The organism is Nocardia sp. NPDC001965 (genome assembly GCF_053594175.1).
This window is the reverse complement of sequence record NZ_JBSFDZ010000002.1, coordinates 548381-569111: the sequence shown is the minus strand read 5'-3', so window position 1 is coordinate 569111 and position 20731 is coordinate 548381. Positions and strand designations below refer to the sequence as shown.

Below are 20731 nucleotides of genomic sequence, written 5' to 3'. Positions count from 1 at the left end.
GTCTGCGGTCGTGACGGACAAGGCGGTGTTCACGGCGAGTGCGAGCCTTGCGATTGCAGCTTTTGTGGTGTGTCGGCCGTGGTCTGTGGGCTTGCGCCCGAGGCCGGGCACCGAAGACCAGGTCGACCACCGGGCACGGGAAGTACCGGTCGGGCGCGATGGACGATGCGCTGGAAGCCCGCGGTCAACGCGTTCGCGATCACCTTCGCCGACCGCCGGCCCGACGCCCGAACCTACCGAGAGAACCCGCCGGGGACACCCCTACTGAGATAGGCTCAGTTGCTGGGATGGTGCCGGCGTCGCGGTCGTACCTCGTTGCGGTCGTCGTCCGGTGGGGGCTGGTGGCCGTGCTGGGCTCGTCCGTTACGTCAGCGATGTCCTACGACGGCGCTGTGGGGCTCCTGTACCGGGCGGACGATTCCGAGCTGACCGAACGGTACTTCCGGCAAGGAGTGCATCCGCCGATGCTCGCAGAGGGGCCGGACGGACGAAGTCTTTCCGTCGCGTACCACTGGTCCGATGTGAAACCATTTCCGGTCGGGTGTTTTCGCATCGGCGGCAGCTGCCTCGGATATTGTCGACCGCGCATGCAGGGGCGGTTGGTGTTGCTCTGCTGCGCGCCGGATCTCCAGCTCCGGCCAGGCGGATCCGCTGCACAAAGGGAACTGTTCATCGAGGAAAGGATCGTATGTCTCGTACGCGTAGGACCGTGATGATCGGCGCACTGATCGCGCCGTTGGCATTGGGTTCCACAGGGGGAGAGGCCGTAGCGGCCCCGGCGGTGACCCCGTTGCCGATACCGGTGGTGACCGGCCCGGAAATCGGCCCCGGCGCCGTTCCGGGCGGAGTTCTGCAGACGATCTCGGTGGTGGGGACGACAGGCGAACAACCGGGGACGATCACCTTCTCGGTGCCGGTTCCGGCGCCCTACCACTATCAATACAACTACCGCTGGATCACCGTGCACTGGCAGAACCTGAACACCGGGGCCGCGGGCAGCGTCGATCTGCGGCACTGGAACAGCATCGACGTCCCCGGCGATCAGAAGTATGCCGCGGCGCTGCCCACCAGCGCGCCAGTGGTGACCGGGGCGGGCCCCGTGCTGGTTACCGCGACGCACAACCGCGAGCAGTACCAGGCGCCTCCGCAGTCCACCGCGGTGATCCCCGGCGCGGGAGTCGTGCTCGCGGCCTGAGCCGGTTCCGCGCGCGTGGGTGCGGTTGGGCCGGGACCTTCCGCGCCCCCGCGACGAGGCCCGGTGGAAGACCGTCCGGCAACCGCACCCACGCGCGCCTGCGCCCGATCGGCGTGCGCGTCTCCGCCCCCGCACGTGATGCGATCCGATACGAGCCGGGGCGCCCTGTAGCGCAACGGATACCGGCCGTCGAACGAAGAGCCCGCGCTCACGCGGCCGGTACGGCCGAATGTTCCTCCCGGGGCCGTCGCGGGTGCTCGGCGTCGATGACGAATGCGTGCGTGTGCTGGTAGGGGCGTTCGTCGACACGGACGGCGTCGGCCGACCGGACCGGAACAGCGGTGCCGACCTCGTGCAGGTGGATCAGCTCCGCCGGGTCGTTGCGCGGCCACATCCGCAGCGCCACCATGATTCCGGCGACGGCGAGCGCGGCCAGCACCGCCCAGGCCGTGGTGAACCCGGCGGTGGTGCTCAGCCATCCGGTGAGCGGGTAGGTGATCAGCCACGCCAGGTGCGACAGCGAGAACTGGGCGGCGAACAGCGCCGGTCGATCCGCGGCCTGCGACGAGCGCCGCAACACCTGACCGGTCGGCGTCAGCACCGCAGCCGTGCCCACTCCGACGACCGCCCACACCGCGATCGCAGCGCCCCAGCGCCACCCGTTCTCACTCACCGTCGACAGGGCCGTCGCCGACCCCAGCCCGGCGAGCAGGATGACTGCGCCGGTCAGCATCACCGGCCGAGCATCCAGGCGGTCGAGGACCCGCGGCAACACCAGTGCGACGAGCATGGTGCCGAACCCGTTCGCCGCCAACAGCACCGCCACCCCCGACTGCGTCCCGCCCAGGGTGTCACGGACGTAGTTGACGGTATTGACCATGATCACCGAGCCCGCTGCCGCGACCACCAGGTTCAACCCCAGCAGGCCCCGCAGCCGCGGTGTCGCGGCGAAGATCCGCATCCCCACCATGATCCGCTCCCCGAAGCTGCTCGCTGCCCGGCCGGTATCGGTTTCCGGGATGCGGGTGATGACCACCAGCGCGGCCGATAGCACGAACCCGATCGCGGTGCCCACGAACAGCCAGTGGAAGTTGATCACCGCCAGCGCCGCCGCGGCCACCATCGGACTCAGTAGCGTCTCCATCGTCGCGGCCAGCTGGGCGGCCGACAGCGCCTTGGTGTAATCCCGCTCGTCGGGCAGGATATCGGGGATTATCGCCTGGTAGGTGGGAGTGAATGCGGCCGCCGCGGTCTGCAGCACCGCGATCAGCGCGTAGATCTGCCAGATCTGATCGATGAACGGCAACGCCAGCACCACCGCGGCGCGGATCACGTTCAGCCCGACCAAGAACAGCCGGCGGGGGAACCGGTCGGCATAGGCGGCCACGATCGGGGCAACCGTCACATACACCAGCATCTTGATCGTCAACGCGGTACCGAGCACCGCGGCCGCGTCCGCGCCGGCGAGTTCGTAGGCCAGCAAGCCCAGCGCGACAGTGGTCAGGCCGGTGCCGAACAATGCCGACACCTGGGCGGTGAACAGCCGGAGGTAGTCGCGGTGGGAGAGCAATGAGGTGAACATCGATCCGGCCCTTCTATCTAACTTCCTACGTAGTTTAATATCTACGTATGAATGCAGGTAACGAGAAGGTTCGGGCGCCTATTCCCGAGGACGAACTGAACCTGGCGGTCGAAGTCTTCCGGATGCTCGCCGACGCCACCCGCGTCCAAGTGCTCTGGGCGCTGGCCGATGCCGAGTTATCGGTCAACGAACTCGCCGAATACGTCGGCAAACCCGCCGCCTCGGTCTCCCAGCACCTCGCGAAACTACGCATGGCCCATCTCGTCCGCACCCGCCGATCCGGCACCACCGTCTACTACAGCCTCGACAACGACCACGTGCGCCAACTGATCACCGACGCCGTCCACAACGTCGAGCACGCCGGCCCGGAGGTGCCCGCACATCACCGCCGCGACGCCGAAGTTCCCTCGACCAGCCACACCGCTGGGGAAAGCTCCCGCTGAAGTAGGCGTAGTAGCGATCGCGGTCGTCCGTCGGCGCCGGCGAGATCACCTGCAGTTCGCAGCCCGCTTCGGCAGCGCCGCACCATAACCGGTCGATCGGAAGAACATTCTACGAGGCGAGGTTCGGTGCGTGGTTTCGCGTCTCACCGGTCCTGATCACCCCGATACGCTGCCGCGGGGCTGTCGGAATGTGGTCAGCTGTAGAGGGCGCCGATGGCCGGGGCCGAGATGCTACCGGCAGCCGTCCGGTCGGCTTTGCTCGCCGGGACGGAGTACGGCGGCGCGCAGCCCGGCGCGTGCTGACACTGCTGGGGCCCTTCGGTCGGCGGTCGGAGCGTGGTTCCGCTGGAAAGTGTCCTCGAAGGCTGTGTCGTCGAGGTGCGGTTCCGGTCTGATGTGGGGTCGTGACACATAGGCATGAGTTCACCGAGCTCCAGTGGCGCACGGTCGAGCCGTTGATGCCGGTCCAGTATTCCCGTGTTCGGATGTGACCGCCCCGCGGCCGGGCATCTCAATCCCACCGACCCGGTCCGAGGCCGGTGAGCGCGGTGCTGGCCTGCCAGAGCCGAACGGCGGTATCGGGGTCGGTCATATGTGCGTGAGGAGATTCCGGATGCGGGTGCCCACGGAGACCGGCCACCCGCGGCCCCCACAGCTGTCCGCCGGAGACGTCGGAACCGAGGACAGCTCGAACGATCGTTCGTGCACCGGCATGTTTGCCGTGGAGCAGAGCTCGGGCGGGGAGTCCACACAAGCGCTGCGCGCGGGTCGGGACGAACAGCGGCGGCCGCGCCGGGCTCAGGGAATCCAGCGCACCACCCGGGTGGGCGAGGACACTGAGGATATCGGCACCCGCCGCGCGCAGGCGGCGGTCGAGTTCGAATCCGAACAGCATCTGGGCCAGTTTCGACCGCCCATAGGTGCGTTTGGACCGGTAATCCCGCTCGGATTGCAGATCCGGAAGATCCAGGCGCTCGGAGCGGGCCGCGAAGCTGCCGACGGTGACGACCCGGCTACCTGCCGTCGCCGACAACACCGGGGCCAGATGATGGACGAGCGCGAAGTGCCCGAGATGATTTGTCGCGAACATCAACTCGTGGCCCTGTGGGCTGAGATGGCGCCGCGGACCGGTCAGTAGTACTCCCGCGTTGAGCACGACGCCGTCGAGGCGATCGCCGGACAACTCGGCGGCAGCCGCCGGTAGTGATGACAGATCCGCGAGGTCGAGTGGCACCTGCCGGAGGGCGGCCCGGGGCACCCGGGAACGGATCGAAGTCATGGCGAGTTCGGCTCTGGCCCGGTCGCGGCAGCCGAGTACGACCGCGGCGCCGGCGCCCGCCAACTGTTCGGCGACGAAGTACCCGATGCCCGCGCTTGCGCCGGTGACCAGGATTGTTCTGTTCCCGGCCGACGCGAAGAGGTCCGATTCCATGTCACCGACTATCGCCACCGAGACTTGCATCGCTCTTGCACGGCGCTGGCGCCGGGATCCGAGGCATACCGTCGACAGCTTCCGCCACCAGACGAACAGCGATCTCGGCGCCCGGTGTCGCGGCGTCAGCGGATCCGGCGAAGGAACCGGCGGGTTCTGGGATTGCGCGGTTGTCGAAGAACTGATCCGGATCCGCGTCCTCGAAGATTCTTCGATCACTCATGAAGACGATTCGATCGGCTTCGGTCTCGGCGAAGCCCATTTCGGCGAGTCCTGTGATGTGGCGATCCTCCGCAGGAGTTACCGCTAGTTCTTGTGCAGCTCAGTCGATCCCGACGAGCCGGAGCGTCGACCGTGTCGCCCTCCTACCGAGGGCCCTGTGACGCGGACCGCCGAGTCGGCCGTCGAACAGGGCCGATTGCCCTGTTCCATGCCTCGGCTATCGCTGATTCGCCGATTGGGTCCCTCGCGTGGATGGTCACGACCTGCCACGCGGCTGCGCCGCGGCGGTCTCGAGGGCCGGGAAGGTGCTGTGCTCGTCGAGTACGAGTCGTAGAAGAGTCCTGGGTTTCGGGCGCATCCGCGAACACCGCGAGCCCGCGGCTCAGCCCGATGCCGGATTGTTGCCCGACCTCTCGGATTCGGTGTCCTCAGGTCGGCCGCGCCGCTAAACTGGCAAAGAATTCCATTGCGCTGTAATAGTTGTCACACCCTTTGGGGGTCTGCTATGCCAGTTGACATTGCCTTTCTCGACGTCGGTCAGGGCGACTGCACCGTGCTGCACTTCTGGGATCCCGCTCAGCCCGGTGCCGATGTGAGCGTGCTGATCGATTGCGGGTCCACCAAGGGCGGATCGGTCACCGGCTCGCTGGTCGAGAAGCGGGTGCGAGAGTACATTGCCGCGTCGGGCGGGCGGCTGAACCATTTGATCCTCACCCATCCGGATATCGATCACTACAATCTGCTTGCCCAGGTCCTCGGCGACGGCAGTGCGGACGCGAAACTCGATGTCCCCATCGACACCATCCTCTACACCGGGCAGCCCGCCAACTACGGCACCGACTCCGGTGCCGCGCCGAGCCGGTTCGTCTACCGGTTGCTGACCAACTCCCCGAAGATCTCCAAGACCGCGGGGCAGCCCCCGCTTGCCACGGCCCCGGTACGGGCGACGATGCCGGCCAAACTCGGCACCCCGCTGGTCGAGCACGGCGGGGCGAAGCTGTATCTCATCGCGGCTCATGCGGTATCGGGTGGGCCGTCGGATGCGAAACGGGCCAAGACGCTGGGGAAGCGGGCGGCCAAGCGACCCGCCGAGGACCCCAACGCCAACAGTGTCGTGCTGTATCTGGAGGGGAAATCGGCCGGCGGGAAGTGTCAGAAGGTCTTTCTGATGGGCGATGCCACCATCGATACCGAGAAGGCCATCGCCCTGGTCTTCCCACCGGGCGCGCAGGACCCGTTCGCCCGCACCGGCCGGACCTGGCTCAAACTCGGCCATCACGGTAGCGCCACCTCCTCCTCCGATACCTGGATCAAACGTCTGGCACCCGATGGGATCTTCATCAGCTCGGACTGTAAATCCTTCAGCGGCACCGGTACTCCGCGCGCACAGGTGATCCGCGATATCGGCACCTGGGCACCGGAGGTACTGAAGGATCGACTGCCCGAACACGGCTACGTCGCCTTCGAATCCACCAGCGGCGAGCCGAATTTCCGGAAGTTCTTCACAACCAGGACCAAGGCCACGATCTGTACCTCGCTCTACAGCTACAAATACGACTCCGCCAAGAAGCTGGAGAGCTCGGAAGGCTGGTACTGGTACCTGAACCTCGATGCCGACGGCGCCAATACCTTCACCATCGAATCGGCCTGATCGGAGCAGTCAATGACTCTCGATGTCACGGATCTGTGTGCCCTTTTTCCCGCGGAAGGCGGTCAATTCACCATCGCCGCAACCGAACTCGGTATCGATCCGGTGGCCGATCTGTTCACCGGCCATCTGGGCGAACCGCGGCTCGTCGTAGCCGATGCCAGTGCGGACTCCGACACCCTGATGGTGACCGGCTCGGTCGTCACCACCGCCTACGGTGAGCGGCCGGCCTGGATTCGTTTCGACACCGATGAGCGGCGCGAACTGGTTCTGGGCTTCGAACTCGCGATCTCCGTGCCCGGATTCGAGATCGACTCCGGAGCGCTCGAACTCTCGCTGGGGTTTCTGGAACAGGGCTACGGCCTGGCCGGAGTGCATCTGGTGCTGGCAGCGATACCGGAGAACGATGTCGACCCGGCGACTCCACCCGCGGTCGGCGCCGGCGTCGGCGTCGAGCTGGAAAAGTTCGGCTCCACAATCTATTTGAGCGGCCTGGCCCCGGCGCTCGGCGATACCTTCTCCGTCTCCGGGATTTTCGATCCGATCGGGCTGAGCGATCTGCAGGCCATCGCGGAATTCGCGCCCGGACTTCCCGGCTCGGAGTTCACCCTCCCGCAGGAATTCTCCGATCTCGCCGGTGATCCGCGCTTGAGCTGTCTGGCATTGGATTTCGATCCGTACCTGCCGAAGATCGTGGGCGGTTACGCCGAGGTACTGCTCGCCGGGACCTGGCAGCTGGCCCCCGAACTGTTCGAACTCTCCGATATCACCGTCGGTTTCGGCGTGGCCGGTCCCGCCGCGGCCGACGGCCTGGTCCGTGCCACCCTCGGCGCCACCCTGGCTCTCGCGGAGTCCAGCGTCGCTGTGTGGATCTCCCTTCCGGGCGGGGAGGTATCCGGCTCGCTGACCGAGCCGCTGCCGCTGGCCGTGGTGGCGGAGAAATATTTCGGTGCCACCGGCCTGCCCGCGGATCTGCTGATCACCGATCTGACCCTGTCCACCGATACCGCCGCTCCGGCCACGTCCTACGAACTACGACTCGGTCTGGCCGGGAGCTGGGAGCTGCCCGGGGGTATCGCCCTCACCGGCCTCGGTATCGCGCTGCGCGCGGAGGGTACCGCCAAGACCGCGGAGTTGTGGGCGGGCCTGGGGATCGGTGATACCGGTGAGGTGCTGCTGTCGGCGGTTCGAGACACCGGCGGCACCTGGATCTTCGGTGGCGCCGCGACCGCTCTGACCCTCGAGGACGTGCTGTCCACTTTCGGGGTGCCGGGCCTGCCGGATTCGGTGTCGGGGCTGGCCATGGCCGAGCTGACGGTTCAATACGACACCGGCACGAAGCGGTTCGATCTCACCGCGAGCCTCGAGCTGCCGCTCGGCGATGCCGCCGCCACCCTCGATCTGGGAATCGCGCTGACCCCGGCGCCCGCCCCCGGCACCGGCTACGACAAGAATCTGTCCGCGGCCCTGCGGCTGGAACTGCCCTCGGATACCGAGGTTCCGCGGCTCATGGAATTCGTGGTCACCTTGGACGAATCCAGCTGGCTGGTCGCGAGCTGGGAGGACAGCGACGGGCTGTCGGCCGCCGATATCGCCGAGGTGGTCGGCATCGATCTGTCGAGTCTGCCGGCGGCGCTGCTGCCGACGCTGTACGGCCTCACCCTGGTCTACAACTCGGTGGACAAGAGCCAGATGCTCGCCGCCCGCACCGAGCTGACCGGCTGGGCGCTGTACTCCCTGACCCGTGGCACCGGGCAACCCGCGCTCACCGCCGTCACCGCGCGCGGCTACATCGCGGTGAAGGCCAGTGGCCTGCCGATGGTCGGCGAGGCGATCCCGGCCGGTATGGATGTCGAATTCCGTGCAGTCCAGTTCGCACATGTGAAGCAGGAATGGCTGCCCGCCGACATCGCCAAGGCCGCCGCGCTGGCCCGCCGCGCGGACCCGGACAACTCGCTGGACCTGCCGGTCCTGCTCACCGCCGGGCACGGGACGGGTCTGACCGTCTGGGTGGACCTGGTCGTCGACGGTGCCGCCGTGGATCCGGTGGTGCTACCGGTCGGCGCCGGAAATTCCGGTGCCGCAGTGGCTTCGACGGTCGCTCCACAGGAGCCGCGCCGGGAACTGGACCTCGTCTTCGGCCCGGTTCGCTTCAACCGTCTCACCCTCGGCTATGCCGACGGTGGCGCGCTGATCGCCCTGGACGTCACCCTCACCGTCGGCCCGGCGGAACTGGTGCTGCGCGGCCTGGGCCTGATCATCACTCCCGATTTCACCGTCACCCCGCAACTGGCCGGTGCCGGGCTGCTGGTGCGGCGCCCGCCGCTGATGATCTCCGGATCGCTGGAGCGGCGGCTCGATCCGGCCTTCAGCACCCTGGTCGTCGGCATGGCCACCGCCGAATCGAGCTTCTTCGCCCTGCAAGCGGTCGGCGCCTACGCCCGCAGCACCGAGGGCTGGGCGTCGATCTTCGTCTTCGGTGAGGCCGCAGGACCGGCCGGGGTGGCACTGTTCGGTCCGCCCGCCTTCTCGGTGAGCGGGCTGTCGGCCGGATTCGGCGTCAACAGTTCGGTCCGGGTCCCGGAAATGTCGGAGCTGCCGCAATTTCCACTGCTGGGCCGGTTGAGCTCGGCCGAGCCGGCCCCGTCGCCCCAGGAGATGCTGGAGACCCTGATGGGTTCCGGTGGCTGGGTACGCGCCAGGTCCGGCCAGTACTGGGGTGCGGTCGGGGTGCGGTTCACCTCGTTCCGATTCATCGATGCGCAGGCGCTGGCGCTGGTGGAGTTCGGTCAGAGCCTGACGGTGATGCTGCTGGCCCGCACCGCGATCACGCTGCCGCGCAACGCCGCTCCGGGCGCGCGCATCCACGCCTATCTGGGCATCGACCTGCGGCTGGCCTACCGCAGTGCGCTGGGCCTGCTGTCGCTGGATGCGGCGATCGCACCGGGCTCGTTCATTTTCGATCCGGGTGTGCAGTTGCACGGCGGTCTGTCGATCTACCTGTGGACCGGCGGCCCACACCAGGGCGACTTCGTGTACTCGCTCGGCGGCTATCACCCGTCCTTCCGAGAGCCGCGACACTATCCGCATCCGGAGCGGGTCGGGTTCAGCTGGGCGCCCGACGATCGGCTCATGATCCGCGCCCAGGGCTACACCGCCACCACCCCCAGTGCGTTCATGGTGGGCGGGCGGCTCGACGCCACCTATGACGCGGGCCTGTTGTCGGCCTGGTTCAGTGCCTATCTGGACGCGCTGATCCAATGGAAACCGTTCTATGTGGACCTGCGCCTGGGCGTCCGGATCGGCGTCGCGGCCACCGTGAAGATCGCCTTCGTCAAGGTCCGGGTCTCCATCGAAGTCGGTATCGACCTGGCGATCTGGACCCCGCCGTTCGGCGGCCGGGTCGAGGTGAAGGTCTGGTTCATCTCCTTCGGATTCGATATCGGCTCGGGCAGGCAGTCGCCGCCGGGAATCCCGTGGACCGAATTCCGCGGCCAGCTGCCCGAACCACTGACCATCGCCCCGCTCGCCGGGCTCATGGTGGACGTGGACCCGGCCGAACTGGCCGCCCGGGCCGAGCGCGCGGCGCCGACGCTGGTTTCGGCGGACGGATTCGTCTTCGTCAGCGAGGCCGTGGTGCCCGCCACCCATCTGTTCGTCAACGATATCCAGACCGCGTCGACCACCGAGCCGGTGCACATCCGGCCCATGCGGCTCGAGGGGGTGATCAGCGAGCACCGGGTCACGATCCGCCGCAATCAGAGTGAGGACTACTACGATATCGAGGGCAACGGCTGGCAGCTGACCACGGTGCGGGCGGCGGCGGCAACGGCGCTGTGGGGTGCGCCCCTGCACAATCCCGACCAGGCGCTCGATGAGTCGATGCTGCCCGATCGGCTCGCCGGAGTGCGATTTTCGGTCGGCGCACCGGTGCTCGGCATCGGTACCGGCGGTGTCACCGGGGCAGCGTTGAGCGTGGAGCAGCTCGACGACGGAGTGCTGCCGGACGTTTCCGGGACCTCGGGCCCCGTCCCGGCGGCCGCGCCCGACAGTATCCCCACGATCACGAGCACTATCGCCGACCCCGACACCGCGACCCGCCGCGATGAGGTATACGCGGCGCTGTGTGCCCTGGGCCTGGCTCCCGGTGCCAACGGCTCACGCGAGCGTTATGCCGCGCGCGCCGCCGACCTGCTCACCGATCCGCCGATGACCGTCACCGCGTGACCCAGGAGCCGACCGTGTCCACAGATCTGATCATCGACTTCCACGACAATCTGCTGCCACGTGCCACCGCGGGCCGCTACGAGGTCGCCGCGCAGCAGGTGCTGCGCGACAGTGCGGGCGATGCCATAGACAGCGACGAACCGCTGCCCGTCGCGATCCACGAATTCGAGATCCGCGCTGTGCAATTCGTACTGTCGGAGGCGTCGGTGCATGCGCGCTACCCGGCGGCGGGCAGCGCGGGCGACTACCGGCGGGTGCTGCCGCACATCACCCTGGACCGCTCGATCCTGCCCTGGGAGCGGGAACCGAAGTTTTCCCGCGATGTGGCTTACCGGGCCCCGTGGCTGGCGCTGATGGTCTTCGCCGAGGCGGAACTGCCCGATGATCCGGCCGCCCTCGGAGCTACCGTCGCACGCCCGGTGCGCGAGGCCGTCGGCACTCCACATCCGGGCGTGTACGGGCCCGATATCGCGCTGGATCAGTTGCCGCCGGAAACCCCGGACAGCACCTGCCACACCATCGACGTACCGGTGTCGGTGTTCCGCGCGCTCGCGCCGACCGAGGACGAATTGCAGTACCTGGCACATGTGCGCGCGGTACGCCGACGAGGCGCGCTGTCCGACGGTGAGGAGCTCACCGAGGGGAACTTCGGGGTGCTGACCGCGAATCGGCTGCCCACGCTGCCGGGTTCGCACGCGGTGCATCTGGTATCGCTCGAGGGGCACGACGATCGGATCCACGGCGGCATCGAGCCCGATGCGACGGCGCTGCGGCTGGCGGTGCTGCATTCCTGGGTGTTCGTCAACGATCCCGCCGCGGGGTTCGACGCCGAGCACATCCTTGCCGGGCTGGTGGCCCCCGGAAATACCGAACCGGAGAACCTGACCCTGAAATTGGCGTGTCCGGCGGACGCCCCGGACGATCACATCACTGAACGGCTGGCCCTCGGCTATGCGCCGGTCCCGCATCGGGTCATGTCCGGGGAACTGGGATTCGCCTGGTACCGGGGCCCGTGCACGCCGGTGACCGCCCCGGTGGTGCCGCGCCCGCAGGGCCGGTTCACCACCGCCGATCACGCGCTGATATACGAGCCGAGGCGGGGCCTGTTCGACGTCTCCTATGCTGCCGCCTGGACGCTGGGACGTACCATCGCGCTCGCCGACCCCTCCTACACCGCCGACCTGAACCAGGCCCGTCGCGAATTGTCCCGCCACGCCAAGCAGCTCATGTCGATGGCGGCCGATCCGGCCCGCACCCGCGATACCGCGACCGGCCCGAACGCGGACTGGCTCGAGACCCTGGCGCAATCCTGGTCGGCAGTCGCGGCGGCGCTGGCCGGCCCCCGGGTCCGGCTCGACGCGGCAGAACGCGCCGCCATACGTTCCGCACCCGCCGCGCGGCCGGGTGACGTCGAATTACGCGCGGCCCTGGTCGAATCCGCCCGCGCCACCGCCCTGCGCGGTACCGCCGATGAGCGCACCGGCACCATGCCGGGCTGGCTGGATCAGCTGGAACTGCTGAAAGGGGTGCCGTTCGGCTATCTGGTGCCGGATGCGCGGATGCTGCCACCGGAATCGTTGCGGCTGTTCCGCACAGATCCGGCATGGACCGCCGCTCTGGTCGACGGTGCGTGCAGTCTCGGCATCAACACCTCGCTCGATCAGTGGCTGGACGAAACGCTGCGGGCCGCCACGGCGGCGCATCGCGGCGGTGTGGGTGCGCCCGCGGGCATGCTGATCCGGTCCACCCTGGTCTCGGCCTGGCCGGAGATGGAGATCATCGCCGCCGCGCAGGGTGCGCCGCTGGCGGAGCTGCGGCGCGATCTGCCCGCCCCCGACGTGCTGCTGGTGCTGTGGGACGGTGTGCCCGATCGGGTGGAACTGCGTGAACCCGCCCAAGGCATCCACTTCGGTATCGATCGCGGGGACCAGATCAATGTGCGGCAGTTGAAAGCCGGCCAGGAGATCCCGCTCGGGGCCTCGATCGAGGGCCGGTGGTTCCCCGCCGAGGGCACCGTCCTCGATTTCCTGCGCTCCGGCACCGAGGTTCCCGGGGTCCTACATCTGCTCGGTGACGGCGGCTTGATTCCCGCTCTCAACACCGAACTCGCCGATCAGCTGGATGGAAAGCCGCTGAGGATCGGGCAATTCGCGCTGCAGATGGTCAATGCCCCGCTGCTGCAACTCTTGCTGCCCACCACCGAAGGAGCCGATTGACGTGAGCGACGATCTCATTGTGCCCATCCGGCTGCACACCCTGGTGGTCAATCGACTGGTCCGTCTCAGTGAGCCGTTCCAGCTCTGGCAGCTCGACTTCAAGAAGATGATCGACCGCACCGGCCCGGTCGAGAATCCGACCGGACACCAGGTGACGCCGGGGGTGCAGGTGCAGTGGGAACTGCCCGAGGCCCTCGCCGCCGGGCATTACGATCCGCAGACGGGGGAGACGACGTTCCCGCTGGTGCCCAATCGCTGGCTCGTGGTGCGTTACTCCGGGAATTCCGGTACGCCGAGTGTGGCCGGCTGGGTGGTGCACAGCGACTATCTGGAACGGGCCGACGCCGGATACGGCCGGGGTACCAGCCGTTACCTCACCACACGCAGAGCAGACGGGGAAATCGGTGCTCCGGAACGTGATTCGATAGGCCGAAGATACGATCTACGCGACGGCCCGTGGGCCGAACCGCCTGCGCGGGACCTGTTCCTGACCGCCGTCGGCCCCGGCCTGCCGGCCTTCGCCGCCTACGCGAACTACCACAAGAACGTCTTCTGCTTCCACGATCTGCTCGAGGATCTGCCGCAGGGCCCGGACACCTCCGATCCCGAATACCCCGACGATCCACCGACCTGGGCGGCCGATACCGTGCTGAGTTATCAAGTGATCGGCTGGTACTCCGATCGCGGCACCGGGGAATCCGACATTCTGTACGCCGCGCAGCACATCCCCGGCCTGCTCCCGCCGGATACGAGCGGCACCGCGGCCGTCGCCGAAGCCCTGCACTGGGCCGTCCCCGGCGGTATGGAGCCCACCGGCACCGTGTATTCCGGTACCGCCCTGGGAATTGAATGGAAGTGGCAGGGTGCGGCCCCGATCTCGAAGCGGCCGGTCCCGTTACAGATGAAGGTCGGCATCGGGCAGAGCACAGCCGAGGCCGCCGCCGCGCTGGTCGCCGAACAGTCCCGGTCGGCGCGCACCGGGGATCTGGTGCGGGCCCTGTTCGAGGGCACCATCGATACCTACGGCACCCCGGACGGTGACGTGGATCTGGCCGAGGCCACCCGGGAGGCGTGGTTCGAGGGTGTCGACGGCGGCCACCATTGGGAGGTGGTGCCCGAGGGCACCCCCACCGAGCCGCCGCCCACCCCGTCGTGGCTGGCGGGACTGAATGCCGATCAGGCCGAGTACGAGCGGCTCGCAGCCGAACTCGCCCGCGCCCGGGCACATCTGTGGGATATCTGGTGGCTGCGGTACCGGCCGGTGGAATACGACGGGGTCGCGCATCCGGAAGGGTTCGACGAGGCGGCCGCGCTGGCACTGGATCCGGAGGAATCCGGACCGGCCCGGCAGGTCAGCGAATTGCTCACGTGCACGGCCGAGGTGCGGTCACGGATACCGTACGGCCGCACCCCCGAGGAACTCGAGCAGGCCGTCGCCGACTATGTGCGGACTCATCCGCTACCCGAGCACACCCGGTTGCGGCGTAGCGGCCGCCCGCCGTTCCGGCGGCCCGGTGAGCCGGTTGTCGTGGTGGCGGATGCGGGCACCTCGCATCCGCTGACCCGCGATGTCGACGATCCACTGCCCTGCCGGGTCACCGCCGATCTGCTCGCCGGAATCCGGCACAACGGTGACTGGCAGCGGCCACCGGCACGTAACGCCCCCGATCTCACCGGGCTTCCGCCTGCCTGCAAAGCGTTGCTGACCGAATTCGCGCTGCTCGATTGGGCGGTGCGCACTCCGGAGGGGACGGGCAGCGTGCTGTCGGAGGCATTGGCCGCCGAGGATCGCTTCGACGGTCCCGTCGCCGAATACACCGCACCCTGGCAGCAGGCGTGGGTACCCATGTACCTGCAGTGGGAACTGTGGCTGTGCCCGCTGCCCTACCAGTCCGGCGGGGCCCGGCACTGGGAACTGGACGATGCCGACCACCGATGGCTGGGCTCCGGCGCCCCGGCCGGCGGCGGATATCTGGATCTGCGCTGGATGCCTTTCTCCGCCAAAGCATTCCTCGCCCCGACCGCCCCGTATGTGCTGCGTGAGCAGGTCCGCCGCTTCGAGCGCACCTATCCGCGTGCCGATACCGCCGCGCTCGCGGACCTGAGGTCGCAGTACCAGGATATGGACCTGTTGTCGCAGACCCTGGACGGGTTCAACGACTGGTTGCTGGAACAGGCGGGCACCGCCCAGCTCATACCCGAGCTCACCGATCCGAAGCTGTACGGTGATCCGCTCACCGTCCCCGATCCCGGCGCGCCCGGCGGCACCTCCTCCGAGATCGACCGTTTCCAGACAGTGCGGGCCGGGCAGCTGTATTTCCGCGATCTGCGCATCATCGACCGGTTCGGGCGCTCGTGCGAGGTCACCAACGCCACCAACGACAACTATCTGTCCTTCGATCCGGCCCGCGCCACCAGTGTCGTTCCGACCCTCCCGATCGCAGACGGGGTGACCGAACCGGAACGGTTCCTCCAGCTCCCGCCCCGGCTGATGCATCCGGCCCGGGTCCGGTTGGAACCGGTGCCGGATGGTTCCGAGGACCCGGTGGTCGGCTGGCTGCTGCTCAACCATATCGACCGCACCCTGCTGGTCTACGCACCCGACGGAGCCGGGCTCGGGGAATTACGGGTGGTCGGCGGAGGTAGTACCCTCGCGTGGAATGCGCTGCCGCACGCACCTTTCGCCCGGCCGGACGACCGCGATTTCGCCGCACGGTTTCCACAGTTGTCCCGGCTGCTGGTCGCATTGCTCGAGCATTGCCTCGAGCACGGCCCCGCCGATTTCGAGGCGCTGCTCGACCTCGTGGATCAGACCCTGGACACCATCGGTGACGATACCGCTGTCGGTGACGGCCTGCCCCGGCTACTCGGCCGCCCACTGCTGCTGGTCTCGGCCGAACTCGAACTGCAGCTCAGTGGCCCGCCGCTGACCCGGCCCGGCTGGGACCACATTCTGGATCCGCCCGAGGAGGACTATCCGACATTCACCTGGCCGGTGCGATTGGGGGAGCGGGATCGCCTGTCCGACGGACTCATCGGCTACTACGCCGGGGCCGAACCCGGCGATGAGGTGTCCTACTCGGTTCTCAATACCGTGCTGCCACCGGCGGATTCGGGTTATCTGCGGGTGATCGGGAACGGCGACGAGCTGGCGTTACCCGCATGCCTACCGGCGGATCCGGTGCGACGCACGCTCACCCTGCTCGCCGATCCACAGGCGGCGGTCCATGCGATCACCGGCATCCTGCCGACGGTCGCGCTGCGGATGCCCGCCGACCGCATCGAGGCCGCGCTGTCCCGGATCCGCGCCGCCTTCCGGCTCGATCCGCTGTTGGCCCCGGTCCGGACCGAACCACAACGGATCACCTCCTCGTTCACCGTAGGTCCGGACGGCGCCCATCCGGCCTCGGGTGATCCGGAACTGGCCGTACTGTTGGACGGCTCCTTCGGCACCGCCTGGACCAGCGACCGGGCCGCGACCACCGCGGACTGGTTCGAGCTGGATCTGGGTGCCGAACGGCCGCTCCGGATGATCGAGCTGTACGGCGGCGATGTGAGCGGCGAACACCTCTTTCCAGCGGCACGATTGGAGATCTCCACCGATGGTGCGAGCTGGACCGGACTGGCGGTGGTCCCGGCCGGGGAGGAGCTGGTATTCGTCCCCGCCGAGCCGACCGTGGCGCGCCGCGTGCGCCTGATCCCGACGGCCGCATCCGCCGAGCCGGTGGCGTTGCGGCTGTTCCGGGCCGGGACCGGTGACAACGGCGGCGGCATCGTTCTACCCCGCCCTGCCGCCTGGTACGGCGAATGGACCTGGGCCGAACCGTTCGACAGCGCCGGGCCGGTGGCGTCGTGGGCGACCCATCCGATCCTGCCCGCCGACACCCTGGCCCACCCGGACGATCCGCTACCGACCGCCCGCGCCGGATATCTGCAACTGCGCTCCACTTCCGCGGAGGAGACGATATGACCGAGAATGTCGGCGTCGAGGTCACGGTGACCCCGAGCCTCGGCAGCAGACCACCCCATCTGCCCGAACATATGCTCGACGACGACCCGGACACCTACTTCCTCAGCGACGAACCGCTGGAGAAGATGTTCGACACAGTGACTTTCACCTTCGCCGAACCGGCGATCGTCTTCCTGCTACGGGTCGAATTCGGCGATCCCGCGGGCGGTCACCGGCCGCGGGGACGCTGTTTCGTGCGTGGGTATCTGCCGGCGGGCGGCTATCAGGTGCTGTACGACGGCGACACGCCGACGATCCTGGACCTGTCGCTCCAGTCGCCGGCGGCATTCACGCGGATCGAAATACTCTGGATCAATGTGAGCACCGACGATCTGCTCGCGATCCGATCCGCGCAGGTGACAGCACTGCCGCTGCGTGAACTGGAACTATCCGACTTCTCGGCGGATCGCACGGAGATCGGCGACCGGGAGACTGTCACGCTGAGCTGGCGCGGCAGCGATACCGCCTACCGCCTGTACTGGGCCGACACCTTCGAGGATCTGTCGCATATCGCACCGGATGACGACGGGCTGCGCCGCTGGACCAGCCCTGCGCTTCGGGAGCGGACCGCCTTCATGATCCAAGGTTTCGGTCTGGTCGACGGTTCACTCGAATCCCGCTGTCTGACGCTGGCTGTGGCCATCACCTCCGGTGTGGATACGGTCCTGCGCGTTACCGCCGAAACCGCGATGCAGGTGGCCGCCGGTACCAGCGTCACCACCGTCACCACCGAGCGTGCGGATTTCAGCGGCACCTTCACCGCCGCAACCGTCGCGGTCTCGCGGGAATTGATCGTGCACGGCGCGCTCGAGGCCACCGGGAGTACACCGGACAGTCTGACCGCAGGCCGGATCGTCGCGCAGAATCTGACGGTAACCGACCGGATGGAGGTCACCGACGATTCGCCGCTCTCGATCGTCGGGAATTGCGGCACCGTCCAGGGCACCTCGTTCACCGCACCCTGCGACGGATTCTTGCGAATCCAGACCGACGCGTCAGGCGAGGTTACCGTCTACGGTCTGCCCAAATGCGTTCTGGTGCCGAATTCGACCGGGGTGATACCGCTGACGCAGGGCACCGCCATCACTTTCGCCGGCAACGGCATCGAGGTCGGCTGGATCCCGTTCGGGCGACGGTCCTGATGGTGGCATTCCGGACAATCCAGTGTCCCAGCGCTCGTCCTTCGGCCAAGGAGTTCCGGTCATGACCGTTCACCTGCGTATCCCTGACAGCACCGTGACCGCAGCGGTCACGACCGTCCCGGCAGTGCTCACCGCCGACGCCCCCGAACCCGCCGATCTCGTTGTCACCCTCACCACCGCGGACGCGACGGCCGCGGTGCACGGTCTCGAGATCCGGTTCGCCACCGGACCCGGCGCCCTCACCGAGACCGCCGACCCGCCGCAGGCCACAGCCGGGCCGGGGAACTTCTCGATCGATCGGCGCACCGAAGGTGGTGTCGAATCCTTCGACTGCCGGGCCGATCCGGCGATCATCGTGGAACCCGGCGCACCGGTCACGGTGACCGTGCGCGGCATCCGCCTCAGCGGCCGTAGCGGGCATATTCCCGTCGAACTGATCACCGATCTCGGGGATCCGGCAGGTGGGCGGCACCTGCAGCTGACCACCGCCGCCATCGCGAAATTCCCCAAGGGATTCCATTTCGAGGATCTGGCACCCGATTCCATCCAGGTTCCCGACGGGTCGCCGGTCACGCTCAGCTGGATCGGCGCCCCGGCCGCCTACCGCATGTACTGGGACGACCGGTCGGCCGATCTCAGTACCGTCCCGGTCGATGCCGACGGACGGCGGCGCTGGACCTCACCACCGCTGACCGCGGTGACCGCCTTCATGCTGCAGGCCACCATCGCCGAACACGGCGATACGATCACGCATACGCTCAATGCCGTTGTCATCGTGGCCGAAACGGATCTGCACGCCGAGACCCTGGATATCGACGCCTCGGTGCGGGTCGGCAGTACCACGCTCACTCCTGGTCAGGCCGTCTCCGATGCCCAGTTGCGGGCGCAGGACCTCACCGTACGCGAGATGGACGCCGGATATCTCGGCCGGATCGATACGGTCGGGCTCGCCTCCACGACGACCCTGAGCACGGCCGTCCTCAGCGCACCGGGTGCGGCGATCTGGAACGGTACGAACAAGATTCGGATGATGGGCGCGCCCGTGAAGCAGTCGGCCGCCTCGGCCGGGTCCCGGACCTGCGATACCGACGGATTCCTGCTGGTCCTGACCCACTACTACTACGGGCCGGACATCACGATCGACGGCCGGGTCCACCCGGTCGGTACGCGCAGCGCCGCATGCCTGCCCTATCGGGCCGGGAGCGTCGTCTCCTGGACGGCGACCCAGGGGCATCTACTGTTCATCCCCTTCGGACGCTGAGCCGATGTCCGCAGCCGATTTCCTCGCACAGAGAGCCGAGCACATGGCCGAACCGGCATCCGCCGATCCGCTGCTGTCCTTCAGCACCGAGACCGTCCCCGAACCACTCACCGTGAGCTCGGGAAGCAATCCCCTGCTCGCGGCCCTGAGCTTCACCGTCGGCCGCGGCGCCGCCGACAGCTACTGCCAGAAGATCGTGATCCGCATCCCGATCGGCACCGGACCGGACGACCTGATCGCATCCGTCGATGCGGTCGCGAGTATTCGTACCAGTGTCCGGGGCGGCACCGACCCCGACCACGGCGACGGCTGGTCGGCGTCCAAAGCCGACGACGGCGAATACTGCATCGTCACCTTCGAACCGTATTACGAACCGGTTTTCGACAGTACCTGGACCGTCGGGCTCATCCTCTCGAACGTCCAGGTCAACAGTGCCACCGGCACCGTGCCGGTCGAGATCGTCGAATACACCGCACCGACCGCCTCGGGTTACACCGCCAAGACGACAACCGCCGAAATCGTCAAATTTCCTTCGGGTTTCACATTCCGCAATTTCCGTCCGCGCGAACTTTCGGTGGCCAACGGCGCCGGTACCACGCTGACCTGGGAGGGATCTGCGGCCACCTACGAAATGTTCTACGGCTCATCCGGCCAGGGCATCGATGTCAGTTCCGAACGCCGTTGGGAAACCCCGGACCTGACCGACACCACCAGTTTCACCCTGCGCGCCACCGTCTCGAACTCGTCCGGTGAGCTGCGCCTGAGCCGCACCACCATGGTCCTGGTCGGCGATCCGGGCCTGCGCTTCAAAGATCTCGTCGCCGAGGAACGGCTCACGGTCGGCGGCGCCGCACCCGCCCTCACCATCGACAGATCGGGCGCACAGTTCACCGTGCCGGTCACCGCGGGCAGGGTCGTCACCCCGAATGTCTCGCTGAGCGGAGGTGCGACCTATTCGGTCACCACGCTGCGTCTTCCGGACCCGGTCACCCTGCGCGGGACCCTGCGCCTGGCAGCGGGCGGGTCGATTGCCGCCCGATCCGTGCTGGACCTGCGCGAGGTCGATATCCGGGTCGTCGGTGCGGCCGAAACCGCGGCCACGACCGAGTTCACCGCCGAAACCGACGGGATGCTGATGGTCCACAACCGACACTACGAGACACACCTGGAGCTCGTCGGGACCTCGACATATCTGCTGATCCCGAAGGAAGCCACGCTCACCTACCCGCTGCAGCGCGACGCCGTGGTCCGTGTCCGGGGTGGCGACAACACCCTCACCTGGGTTCCGTTCGCTGCTGGGTGAATCGGCCGCGCGCCGGCCGCCGCGGATCTGCGACTCATAACCTCTGCAGGG

The 20731-nt window shown here is 67.7% G+C and carries 11 protein-coding genes; 9 read left to right on the top strand and 2 right to left on the bottom strand.

Annotation, left to right across the window (positions count from 1 at the left end):
- Positions 1-688: 688 nt before the first annotated feature.
- Positions 689-1195 (top strand): hypothetical protein, encoded by a 507-nt coding sequence (locus ACWCPQ_RS06515; protein WP_449895493.1) that lies wholly within the window; start codon positions 689-691, stop codon positions 1193-1195.
- Between the two features lie 208 nt (positions 1196-1403).
- On the opposite strand, the gene ACWCPQ_RS06510 is transcribed toward ACWCPQ_RS06515, so the two are convergent.
- Entirely contained in the window at positions 1404-2777 is a 1374-nt protein-coding gene (locus ACWCPQ_RS06510; RefSeq protein WP_449895491.1) for an MFS transporter, read from the bottom strand.
- A gap of 47 nt (positions 2778-2824) precedes the next feature.
- Between ACWCPQ_RS06510 and ACWCPQ_RS06505 the strand changes: the two genes are divergently transcribed.
- Positions 2825-3220, top strand: a complete 396-nt coding sequence (locus tag ACWCPQ_RS06505; RefSeq protein WP_449895489.1) for an ArsR/SmtB family transcription factor — start codon at positions 2825-2827, stop codon at positions 3218-3220.
- A 511-nt stretch (positions 3221-3731) separates the two neighbouring features.
- Here ACWCPQ_RS06505 and ACWCPQ_RS06500 read toward each other — a convergent pair.
- Positions 3732-4652, bottom strand: coding sequence for an SDR family NAD(P)-dependent oxidoreductase (locus ACWCPQ_RS06500; protein WP_449895488.1), 921 nt, complete (start codon positions 4650-4652; stop codon positions 3732-3734).
- Between the two features lie 727 nt (positions 4653-5379).
- Between ACWCPQ_RS06500 and ACWCPQ_RS06495 the strand changes: the two genes are divergently transcribed.
- From ACWCPQ_RS06495 to ACWCPQ_RS06465, 7 genes are all read left to right on the top strand, one after another.
- Complete coding sequence (locus ACWCPQ_RS06495) at positions 5380-6525, top strand: ComEC/Rec2 family competence protein (RefSeq protein WP_449895486.1); 1146 nt, start codon at positions 5380-5382, stop codon at positions 6523-6525.
- A gap of 12 nt (positions 6526-6537) precedes the next feature.
- Positions 6538-10749, top strand: a complete 4212-nt coding sequence (locus tag ACWCPQ_RS06490) for a DUF6603 domain-containing protein (RefSeq protein WP_449895484.1) — start codon at positions 6538-6540, stop codon at positions 10747-10749.
- Positions 10750-10763: 14 nt separating this feature from the next.
- Positions 10764-12965, top strand: coding sequence for a hypothetical protein (locus ACWCPQ_RS06485; protein ID WP_449895482.1), 2202 nt, complete (start codon positions 10764-10766; stop codon positions 12963-12965).
- Position 12966: 1 nt separating this feature from the next.
- Positions 12967-16935 carry a discoidin domain-containing protein gene (locus tag ACWCPQ_RS06480; protein WP_449895480.1) on the top strand — a complete coding sequence of 1323 codons (3969 nt, stop codon included), beginning with the start codon at positions 12967-12969 and terminating at the stop codon, positions 16933-16935.
- On the top strand, positions 16932-18116 hold the full coding sequence (locus ACWCPQ_RS06475) for a hypothetical protein (protein WP_449895479.1): 1185 nt from the start codon (positions 16932-16934) through the stop codon (positions 18114-18116). The genes ACWCPQ_RS06480 and ACWCPQ_RS06475 overlap by 4 nt, the downstream gene beginning before the upstream one ends.
- A gap of 61 nt (positions 18117-18177) precedes the next feature.
- Complete coding sequence (locus tag ACWCPQ_RS06470) at positions 18178-19377, top strand: hypothetical protein (RefSeq protein ID WP_449895477.1); 1200 nt, start codon at positions 18178-18180, stop codon at positions 19375-19377.
- 4 nt (positions 19378-19381) lie between these two features.
- Complete coding sequence (locus ACWCPQ_RS06465) at positions 19382-20680, top strand: hypothetical protein (RefSeq protein WP_449895475.1); 1299 nt, start codon at positions 19382-19384, stop codon at positions 20678-20680.
- The last annotated feature ends 51 nt before the right edge of the window (positions 20681-20731 follow it).